The organism is Kibdelosporangium persicum (assembly GCF_013280595.1).
GTDB classification, from domain to species: domain Bacteria; phylum Actinomycetota; class Actinomycetes; order Mycobacteriales; family Pseudonocardiaceae; genus Kibdelosporangium; species Kibdelosporangium persicum.
Genome location: NZ_JAAATY010000032.1, coordinates 99,823 through 110,030, shown reverse-complemented (window position 1 = coordinate 110,030; position 10,208 = coordinate 99,823). Strand labels below are relative to the sequence as shown.

Annotated in this window: 7 protein-coding genes; 4 read left to right on the top strand and 3 right to left on the bottom strand. The window is 67.7% G+C overall.

What is annotated here, in order from left to right; translation table 11 throughout:
• Positions 1-738 (bottom strand): transposase (locus GC106_RS38345; RefSeq protein ID WP_312873219.1); only part of this gene is annotated, 738 nt, incomplete at its 3' end.
• Between the two features lie 503 nt (positions 739-1,241).
• Here GC106_RS38345 and GC106_RS38340 point away from each other — a divergent pair.
• Entirely contained in the window at positions 1,242-1,610 is a 369-nt protein-coding gene (locus GC106_RS38340) for an SRPBCC family protein (protein ID WP_217281472.1), read from the top strand.
• Between the two features lie 46 nt (positions 1,611-1,656).
• On the opposite strand, the gene GC106_RS38335 is transcribed toward GC106_RS38340, so the two are convergent.
• Positions 1,657-2,673 carry a DUF4192 domain-containing protein gene (locus GC106_RS38335; protein ID WP_173140723.1) on the bottom strand — a complete coding sequence of 339 codons (1,017 nt, stop codon included), beginning with the start codon at positions 2,671-2,673 and terminating at the stop codon, positions 1,657-1,659.
• A 172-nt stretch (positions 2,674-2,845) separates the two neighbouring features.
• Here GC106_RS38335 and GC106_RS38330 point away from each other — a divergent pair, with 172 nt between their 5' ends.
• Positions 2,846-4,714, top strand: a complete 1,869-nt coding sequence (locus GC106_RS38330; protein ID WP_173140721.1) for a beta-galactosidase — start codon at positions 2,846-2,848, stop codon at positions 4,712-4,714.
• On the opposite strand, the gene GC106_RS38325 is transcribed toward GC106_RS38330, so the two are convergent.
• Positions 4,701-6,770 (bottom strand): alpha-galactosidase, encoded by a 2,070-nt coding sequence (locus tag GC106_RS38325; RefSeq protein ID WP_173140719.1) that lies wholly within the window; start codon positions 6,768-6,770, stop codon positions 4,701-4,703. The two genes, GC106_RS38330 and GC106_RS38325, sit on opposite strands and share 14 nt — an antisense overlap.
• Positions 6,771-6,848: 78 nt before the next feature.
• Here GC106_RS38325 and GC106_RS38320 point away from each other — a divergent pair, with 78 nt between their 5' ends.
• Together GC106_RS38320 and GC106_RS38315 are read left to right on the top strand one after the other, a co-directional pair.
• Positions 6,849-8,009 (top strand): ROK family transcriptional regulator, encoded by a 1,161-nt coding sequence (locus GC106_RS38320; protein WP_173140718.1) that lies wholly within the window; start codon positions 6,849-6,851, stop codon positions 8,007-8,009.
• A 16-nt stretch (positions 8,010-8,025) separates the two neighbouring features.
• Positions 8,026-10,200, top strand: coding sequence for an alpha-galactosidase (locus tag GC106_RS38315; RefSeq protein ID WP_173140716.1), 2,175 nt, complete (start codon positions 8,026-8,028; stop codon positions 10,198-10,200).
• The last annotated feature ends 8 nt before the right edge of the window (positions 10,201-10,208 follow it).

Sequence of the window (10,208 nt, the reverse complement as noted above, 5' to 3'; positions counted from 1 at the left end):
ACCGTGGCGGCGGGGCCGGCCTTGGGTGATGCCGGGCACGTATGGGGGTGCGGGGCGGCGCAGCACCCGATCCGAGCGCATCCGCACCAGCACGACCACGGGCAGGTCGGCCAGCACATGTGCCAGCCGTGGGCCGTCGTAGCCGGCGTCGGCGACCAGCAGGATGTCCGGGTCACCGGGCCGCCAGTGCCCAGCGGTGATCAGCCGGTCGACCACGTCGCGCACCTGGGCGGCGGTCACGTCGGCGGCGTCCGCGCCCGGGGCGAGCCGGACCACGTCCAGGGGCGCGGTCCAGGAGCTGCGCCCGGTTTCCAGTGCGACGATGACTGAGTAGGGCCAGCCGGGCACCATGATGTGGGTGTCTTTGCCGCGTCCGTAGGTGTGACACAGGATCCGTTGTGGGCTGGTGTGCGCTTCGGGGCGTAGCCAGCTGGTGATGTCCACCGCCAGCACCAGCCGGCCGTCCGCAGCCCGCGGCATCGGCACGCTGCTCAGCGCGGTGCGCAGTCGTTGGATGTCGATCTGGCCGCGGGCCAGCGCGGCGTATCCGCTGCCGTGCCCGCGTCGGTGCTCACCGACCAGGGACAACTCCGCGATCGACCGGGCCGGGCCATCCCCGCATAACACCGCGTCGCACAGCTCGAACAACGCATCCGCTCGGCGGGGCAGGCACTGGTGGAACTCTCGCCGGAACCAGGACAGGTCCCCGCCCGCACCGGCCGCGCGGGTGTCGTGCACACTGATCAACTGAAGCCCTTGGTGAGTGATCTTTCATCTGTCGCAAGAAGAATGATCAACCAAGGGCTTCACTCATGATCAACAGGGGTCCCGACCAGCCACCCGAAGGTTAAAACTCAAGCTAGGTCGTGTTTCGAATGTCCCGGTCGATGAGAGTCTGCCCCGGCCGGAGGCCGGAACCGGCTCGGTGGGGCGGTTCCTGGCGTCGCCGCGGGATCGCCGCGAATACTGGTTGTCTTTGGGCGGTCCCGCGGTGGCGTCAGGGGCCGCATCCGGCCCGGCTATCGCGATCGGGCATTTGAAACACGGCCTAGGCGACCTGCGTCGTCTCCCGGCTTCATCGAGGCGAGCGCCCGGTGACATCCCCATCACCGGGTGCGATCGGAACCCCGGCGTCGCGCCTACAGTCGTTGTATGCCGCGCTTCGAGATCGTCACGGCCGTGGCGGCGCCACCACAGCGTGTCTTCATGTCTCCCTGGAGGTCGAGGTGCACACCGCTTCGATGGCAGGCTCAGGCGAGCAGGCTGTCGGCGGGGTGACCTCGGGCCGGATGCGGCTGGGCGACTCGGTCACCTGGCAGGCCAGGCACCTCGGCCTGCGCTGGCGGATGACATCCCGGATCAGTGCCCATGAACCTCCCCACTACTTCGTCGACGAACAAGTCACAGGCCCGTTCAAGCACTGGCACCACGCGCACTACTTCGAACCCACTCGCGACGGCGGAACCGTCATGCGAGACGTCATAGATTTCGCCGCCCCACTCGGCCTGCTGGGCACGATCGCCGAGACGACCGTGCTCAACCGGTACATGCCGCGACTGATCCGCGCCCGCAACAGCCACATCAAAGCCATCGTGGAGTCAGCTCACTGAGCCGCCCAGCGGTGCTCACGAATCGGCGGTCTCACACGTCATCGGCTTACCGGCAGGAGTTGTCCGGTGGGCCGAGGAAGGACTGGGCGACGGCACGGGCGACCGACTCAGGCGGAAGGCCGAAGTCCATCGAGTGACGGAGCAGCATGGCGATCCGGTGATCCGGGTCGGCCTCCATCGCGATCTCCGTCGCGACCCCGGCGAGGACACCGTCGCCACGCAAGAACGCGGTCAGCGCGAGCAGGCACGCTGGTTCGGCACGATAGGGCGCGGGAAGTTCCCGGGTGAGGGCGGACCACAACCGCTCCACCGGGTGACCGATGCTGGTCACCTCGGGACGCAGGCATCCGTCACGGACCCGGACGTTGGTCAGCGCCACGGCCAGGTCGACCAGTCTGGCCTCGTCGAGCGTCCAGCTTCCCGCCCGGACTTCGTCGATCAGCGTGTCGAGCAACTGCTGGGCATAGGTCTCGTCCTGGCAGAGCCGCACCGCCGCGGAGATCCGTTCAGCGCGCGCCGCGAGCGGGGCGCGGTCGGCGGGTTCCAGCGTCGCACGCAGTTCCTCCTTGCTGTCATAGGTGACCGTGCCCAACGTGGCCGCCGCGGCCGCGAGTTCGGAGGACCCGGGATCGGGGATCGAGCCGTGGCACTCCAGGTCCGCGTAGCACCACCACGTCGTGTTCGCTTCGATCCTGGGCGCCCAGAACGCGTGGTTGACGAACACACCCGAAGCCGCGAACACCTGCGTCAGCGCGTCCACCAATTCGGTGCACGGCAACGGATCCGGTGGCCTGCCCGCATGCTCGGAGACGATGATCAGCGACACCACGCAGGAATTCGCGCGCAGGGCAGGCACTTTGAGTTGTTCGGCCAGGGAGACGTAGAGATCGGGCGGCGGGATGTCCGCACGCAGGCACGCCGTGATCTGCGTGCGAAGGCCTGTGTACGTGTACACACAGACGACCACGGACTCGGTCGGCCGGAAGCCGAGCAGGTGGGGGACCGCGGCGATCAGTTCGCCGGTGTCCCGGAGTTGGACTCGGGGGCGCTGCTGTGTCTGCATGCTTCGACTGTGCCCGGGTGCGCGGTCGCGGGACAGGGCGACGGTGGCCGGGCTGTGGACAGACGCCTACTGTGGACAAGTCCGCTCAGTGGATCTTCGTCGGGAACGCCGGGCGGCGGTTTCGTGTATTGTGCCGCCGGAAGATGTAGGACGTCCTACCTTAAGGAGTGACATGCGCTGGCCACTGGACAGGTTCGCGTTCGGTGGGGACTACAACCCCGAGCAGTGGCCTGAGGAAGTCTGGGCCCAGGACATGGACCTGATGCGGCAGGCGGGCGTGTCCCTGGTGAGCGTCGGCATCTTCTCGTGGGCCGAGGTCGAGCCCCGGCCGGGCGACTACGACTTCGGCTGGTTCGACCGCGTGCTGGACAACCTGGCCGACGCGGGCGTCGCGGCCTGCCTGGCGACCATGACCGCCTCTCCCCCGCCGTGGCTGGCCAGGCTGCACCCGGAGACGTTGCCGCAGAAGGCGGACGGCACCCGGCTCTGGCCGGGAGCACGCCAGGCCTACTGCCCGTCGAGCCCGATCTACCGTGAGCACGCGGCAAAGCTGGTCGGCCAGGTGGCGAGCCGGTATCACGACCACCCGGCGCTTGCCTTGTGGCACATCAACAACGAGTACGGCTGCCACACCCGGGCGTGCTACTGCGACGTCTCCGCGGCGGACTTCCGGGACTGGCTGAAGAACCGCTACCAGGACATCAATGCCCTCAACGACGCCTGGTCGACGAAGTTCTGGTCCCAGCGCTACGACAGCTTCGACGAAATCCTGCCGCCGCGGACCGCGCCGACGTTCGCCAACCCCACCCAGCAACTGGACTTCGCCCGCTTCTCCTCGGACGCGCTGCTGGAGTGCTTCCGGGCCGAGAAGGCCGTGATCCGCCGGTACTCCGACAAACCGGTCACCACCAACCACGTGCCGGTGGCCAAGACCCTCGACCTGTACAAGTGGGGCAAGGAAGTCGACGTCGTCAGCTACGACTCGTACCCCGACCCGTTCGACGAGAAGGCACACGTCCTGGCCGGGCTGAGCTACGACCTGATCCGCTCGACCCGCGACGGGCAGCCGTGGATGCTGATGGAGCAGGCACCGAGCGCGGTGAACTGGCGTGAGCGCAACGCGATCAAGGCACCCGGCCAGATGCGGCTGTGGAGCTGGCAGGCGATCGCGCACGGCGCCGACGCTGTCCTGTACTTCCAATGGCGCCAGTCGCAGGGCGGCGCGGAGAAGTTCCACTCCGGGATGGTCCCGCACGCCGGGCCGGACAGCCGGACGTTCCGCGAGGTGTCCGCACTCGGCGCGGAACTGAAGCAGCACAAGGAGATTCTCGGCACCCGGCCGGACAACCAGGTCGCGCTGGTCCTGGACTGGGACAACTGGTGGGCGTTGGAGCTCGACTCGCACCCGTCCACCGCACTGACTCAGATGGACGCGCTGCTCAGCCACTACACACCGTTGTTCGAAGCCAACATCGGCTGCGACGTCGTGCACCCGGACACCGACCTGGGCAAGTACAAGCTCGTGGTGGTGCCGAACCTGTACCTGACCAAGGACGCGGAGAACTTCAAGAACTACGTCCGCGACGGCGGGCACCTGCTGATGTCGTTCTTCTCCGGCATCGTCGACGGCAACGACCGCGTGCACCTCGGCGGCTACCCGGCGCCGTTCCGTGACCTGCTCGGCATCAGGATTCCGGAGTTCCGGCCCCTTCAGGACGACATCACCGTCGAGATCCTCGGTGAGCAGGCGACCGGAACCCTGTGGTCGGAGGAGATCGAACCCGAGACCGCGGCGGTGAAGGGCAGTTTCGACTTCGGCCCGGCGCTGACCAGGAACGAGTTCGGCAACGGCGTCGCCTGGTACCTCGGCACACGCCTCGACGAAGCAGCCATGCGCACACTGATGAACGAAGTCGTCACGGGCGCGGCCGTCACACCGGTCCTGAGTGGACTGCCGGACGGTGTGCAGGCCGCGCGCCGCGGCGACTTCGTGATCGTCCTGAACCACAACACCTACGAGGTCGAGGTCAGGAAGGCGTGACCTCGGTGAGGTGGATCATCGTGCTGGCGTAGTCGCCGCTGGGCAGCGCAGGCTCGAAACCGTGGTGCAGCAGGACGGCTCCGTCGTACTCGGCGGAGCCGGTGCTGTACCGGGTGGCCGGGTCCAGGGCCTTGAGGCGCACGGGTATCTGCGGCAATCCGAAGTGCACGGAAGGCCGCCACAGCAGGACCACCGCCTCGTTGCCGAGGACGTACTGCACGCCGGTCACCGGCCCGGCGGACAGCTGGTACCGCACACCGTGCTGGACCACGTGCCGGATTTCCTTGTACCACGCCACCAGCTCGGTCGCCTCGGCCAGTTCCTCGGACGACCAGTTGAGCAGGTTTCCGCCGATGCCCAGCACGCCTGCCATGGCCACGTGGAACCGGAACGCCAGCGGGACCACGCGACCGGTGAACGGGTTGGGGCTGTCGGTCACCCAGGCCGACATGGTGCGCGCCGGGTACACGGCGCTGTAGCCGCGTTGGATGCCGATGCGGTCGGACGCGTCCGTGTTGTCGGAGATCCAGGCCTGGTCGGTCCGGGCGAGCATGCCGAGGTCGATCCGGCCGCCGCCGCCCGAACAGGCCTCGATGCGCAGGCCCGGGTGGTCGGCGCGCAACCGGTCGATGATCGCGTAGACGTGCCGGACGTGGTCGATCCACAGCCGGTCCTGGTCGGCTTCGGCCGGCCAGCCCGCCTCGCTGAACGACCGGTTCATGTCCCACTTCAGAAAGTCGATCTCGTGCCGGCCGACCAGCTCGTCCAGCCATTGGTGCGCCCACTCGGCGACGTCCGGGCGGCCGAAGTTGAGCACGAGCTGGTTGCGCATGGTGGTGCGGGTCCGGTTCGGCATGTGCATCACCCAGTCCGGGTGCTGCCGGTACAGCTCACTGTCCGGGTTCACCATCTCCGGCTCGACCCACAGGCCGAACCGCATGCCGAGCCGGTGCACCTCGGCGATCAACGGGTCCAGCCCGCCGGGGAACCGGTCCAGGTTGACGTGCCAGTCGCCCAGCCCGGCGGCGTCATGCGTCCGGGCACCGAACCAGCCGTCGTCCATCACGAACAGCTCGCAGCCCAACGCGGCCGCCCGCGCGGCGAGGTTCTTCTGTTTCGTCTCGTCGACGTCGAACTCCGTGGCCTCCCACGAGTTGTAGACGATCGGGCGGGTCTCGTCGGGGTGCGGCAGTACGTGGTTACGCACGTAGGCGTGCCAGCGCCGGGACGCGGCCTCGAACCCGTCGGCGGCGTAGAGTCCTGCGAACACCGGGGTTTCCCAGTCCTCACCCGGGTTCAGCCGCCACGAGAGACCTTCGTGGCCGAAGCCGCCGGTGAAGCTGGTCTGGCCCTGCGGCGTGCGGCGCACTGTGATCCGCCAGGACCCGCTCCACGCCAGCGCACCGCTCCACACCTCGTCCCCGGACTGCACGAACAGCCAGGGATTGGCCTGATGGCTGGACGTTCCACGACGGCTGGTGAAGACGGTCTCCCCGAAATCAAGCGGGGTCTGCCGCAACCGGAACTCGCTCGCCCAGCCGCCGACCGTGTGCACGACCTGGTAGTCCTCCCGGCAGGGCAGGAACCACGACGCGGAATCCGTGCGCAGCAACGTGATCGGGCCGGAGTCCCCGGTGTGCCGCAACGTGGTCCAGCGTTCGATCACGTCCGTGCCCGCGCCGATCCAGTAGTGCAGCACGACTTCCAGCGGGTAGTGCCGGTCGGTGAACCGGATCGCCAGATGCCCGTCCTCGACCGTGTGGTCCAGGTACCTCCACTCGAAGGCACGGGTGCCGTCGGAGAACTTCACCTGCAGGGACGGCGCGTCGAACCGGGAGCCGCCCTCGACCACCAGTTCCTCGTCGCTGACGCCGTCCACGCTGCTGATCTTCGACAGCACCGGCACACGGATCGCGGCAGCCTGCGCCACGGTCAGCGCCGGGCCCCAGTACACGTGCCGCGGCGCGTCCGACTCGTCCAGCCGGATCGCGTACGACGTGGTCGCCGTCGTCAGCAGCCAGAGTCGCTGATCGGCGTTGAAGATCACCTCAGCCATGCGGCGGACCTCGCGTTTCTCCTGGGAACGACTTAATTTCTTGACGAAGTTAATTTACCGGACCTACGCTACCGAAGCATGACGCCACGACGCCAGAGCAGCCGGGCGCCGGTCACCAGCCCGGCGGTGGCCACCGTGTTCACCACGGTCCTGACCCAGGGCCCGGTGTCTCGGGTGGACGTGGCGCGCCGCACCGGGTTGTCCTCGGCAGCGGTCACGAAAGCGGCCCGGCCCCTGATCGAGGCCGGATATCTGATCGAGCGGGACTCCGAGCAGAGCGGGATCGGCCGCCCGGTCAGCCCACTGGAAGTCCGGGCGGACCGGGAGTTCTTCCTCGGCGTGAAGGTCACCGACCGGGAGCTGATCGGCGTGGTCACCGATCTGCGGGCGCGGATGCTGGTCACGAAGTTCCGCCCGCTGCCGTCCCGGAAGCCCGACGCGGTCGTGGACGGCATCGCCGAGATGGTCACGGCACTGCTGGCCGAATCCAAGGCGTACAAACAGCGCACGCACTGCCTCGGTGTCACGGTCGCGGGCGACGTCGACCGCGACACCGGTCATGTCCGGTACTCCCCATTCCTGCACTGGCGCGACGTCGCATTAGGCGGCCTCCTGGCCGAGAAGATCGATCTGGAGATCACGGTCGACAACGACGTCAAAGCGATCACGGTGGCCGAGCGCTGGTTCGGCGACGGAGTCGGCGCGAACTCGTTCGCCCTGGTCACCCTGGGCACCGGCATCGGCTGCGGACTCGTGGTCAACGGCGGCGTGGTGGCCGGATCGCACGGCGTGGCCGGCGAGATCGGGCACATCCCGGTGTTCGGTGACGGCCCCGTGTGCCATTGCGGCGCGACGGGATGCGTCGAGGCGATCGCGTCCACCGACGCGATCGTGGCGCAGGCCAGAACGGCGACCGGGGAAGCCGGGCTGACCATGGCCGAGATCGTCACCGGCGCCCGGCTGGGCGACACGGCCTTGCGCAAGGTCTTCGCCCGGGCCGGTGTGGCCATCGGCCGTGGCCTCGCGTCGGTGGCGAACCTGGTCGGGCCCGAACGGATCATCGTGTCCGGCGAGGGGCTCGACGCGTACGACCTCTTCGCCGACGAGATCCGGGAAACCTTCGCGACGCAGGCGTTCGGCGCCGCGGCGCAGTGCGAACTCATTCTCCGCCCGCTGCCGTTCGAGGAGTGGGCACGCGGTGCGGCGGCGATCGCCGTGCAGACGTTGTTCCTCTCCTGAGCAAAAGGGCGTTTCAATGAAGAGACGTGGTGTCGCGGGTTTGTCCCTCCTGCTGCTGGCCGCCGGGGTGAGCCCGGCCGAGGCGTCGCCGGTCGCCGTTTTCGGCCACGGCGACGTGCGGGTCGTCTACCAGACCGGCAAGGGCACGGCGGACGTGTACTGGCGTGGTGCCAAGCGAATCAAGGACTTCGCCAGCGAGGTCACGCTGCCCGGCCGCACGATTTCCACAAAGGACTACCGCAACAGCTGCCGTTATCGCGACAACACGGTGACGTGCGAGCGCTACGGCATGCCGACGCTCAGGCAGAGGTTCACGTTCGACGGGCCGGACCACTTCTTCGTCCAGGTCGAGCTCTCCTCCGGCGAGACGTTGAGCACCAGCAAGATGAGCCCGGTGGTGGCCGACTCACCCGGTGCCGTGGACATAGGGACGAACGGCGACCGCAGGATGCTGCTGGTGCCGGTCGACAACGACGCCTGGGTGCGCTACGAGTCCAAGCCGATCGACGACGTCACGCCGGAGCAGCGCAGCTTCGAGGTGACCACGGTCTTCGACGACACCAGCAGGCGCGGCTTCGTGTTCGGCTCGATCGACCACGACACCTGGAAGTCCGGGATCACCGCACAGGGCCGCCGCGGCAAGCTGGACCGGCTCGAAGTCACCGCGGGCCTGACCGACTACCAGTACGACTACGGCACAGCGGACAACAAGTACCAGCACAACCGGGAGTCCCTGCCGCATCGCCCGATCACCGGCACAACGGTGACGTCACCGCGGATGATGGTCGGCTACTTCGACGACTGGCGCACCGGTATGGAGACCTTCGGCCGCGCCAACGCCAAGGTCACCGGGACCCGGACCTGGGACAAGGGCACGCCGTTCGGCTACAACTCGTGGGGCGGGCTCGGTTCGGCCGTCGCCAACCCGGCGTTGATGAACGAGACGAGCGACTTCATCGCCGGCAGGCTGCCGGAGTTCAAGGGCGAGAGCAAGCCGTACGTCGGCATCGACTCCTACTGGGACGCCCTGCTGGATCCACAGTGGCAGTTCGAAAACCCGGGCACCAGCTGGAAGAAGCTCGAGGACTACGTCGCGCACGTGCGGGCCAACGGCCAGGAGCCGGCGCTGTACTTCCAGCCGTTCACCAACTTCTGGAAGGAAGGCATCGACAACCAGATCGGCGGCACGGCGCTGTGCGACGGCTGTCCCAACCAGACGTTGCGGCAGATGGCGTTGAAGGCCAACGGCGAGCCGATCCTGCTCAACGGCGGCTGGGCGCTGGACCCGACCAACCCGGGAGTGCTCAACCGGTCCCGGCTGGCGCTGACCAAGTTCCGTGAGCTCGGCGTCCGTTACGTGAAGATGGACTTCTTCACGCACGGCATGCTGGAGTCCGACAGCTGGTTCGACCCGTCGGTCCACACTGGACTACAGGCGTTCCACAAGGGCATGAAGCAGGTCGTGGCGTGGGCCGGCGAGGACACGTTCATCGACCTGGCGATCTCCCCGCTGTTCATGGGCCAGTACGGCAACGCTCGGCGGATCTCGTGTGACGTGCACGGCTCGATGAACAACTGGCACGAGGAGAACCCGGACCTGTACCAGAAGAGCACCGAAAACCTGCTCAACTCGGTGACGTACGGCTGGTGGCTCGACGAGGTCTACGAGTACAACGACGGCGACCACATCCAGTTCGGCAACTACTACTACGACAAGGACAACAAGGCGCTGCTGTTCGACGGCACCAACCCGGCGCAGCCGCGGATCTGGCCGGAGAACCACAACCGCGCCAGGGTCACCTCGGCGGTGATCACGGGTGTCTACCTGATCAGCGACGACTACAGCGCCTCGGGCGATCCCGAGCTCAAGCGCCGCGCGGCGAAGTTCCTGACCAACCCGGAGATCAACGCGGTCGCCGAGATCGGCCGGACGTTCCGCCCGGTCGACGGGGACACCGGCTTCCGGGCCAACACCATGTACGTGCTGAACCACGGCAGGGACACGTACCTCGCGGTGTTCAACTTCGACAAGTCCGGCCCCCGCCGGTTCTCGATCGACCCGGAGCGGATCGGCTTGCGGTCCCGCAACACCTTCCGGGAACTGTGGTCCGGCAGGACGTTCACGTCCCACGGCCGCACCGAGATCACCGTGCCGAGCGAGGACGCGGTCATCTACCGGATCAACTCGTAAGGAAAGGG

Bases quoted from the DNA above. Each gene is read 5' to 3' on its own strand.
- GC106_RS38340 (WP_217281472.1), top strand. From the start codon at position 1,242: ATGGCAGGCTCAGGCGAGCAGGCTGTCGGCGGGGTGACCTCGGGCCGG.
- GC106_RS38320 (WP_173140718.1), top strand. From the start codon at position 6,849: ATGACGCCACGACGCCAGAGCAGCCGGGCGCCGGTCACCAGCCCGGCG.
- GC106_RS38330 (WP_173140721.1), top strand. From the start codon at position 2,846: ATGCGCTGGCCACTGGACAGGTTCGCGTTCGGTGGGGACTACAACCCC.
- GC106_RS38325 (WP_173140719.1), bottom strand. From the start codon at position 6,770: ATGGCTGAGGTGATCTTCAACGCCGATCAGCGACTCTGGCTGCTGACG.
- GC106_RS38335 (WP_173140723.1), bottom strand. From the start codon at position 2,673: ATGCAGACACAGCAGCGCCCCCGAGTCCAACTCCGGGACACCGGCGAA.
- GC106_RS38315 (WP_173140716.1), top strand. From the start codon at position 8,026: ATGAAGAGACGTGGTGTCGCGGGTTTGTCCCTCCTGCTGCTGGCCGCC.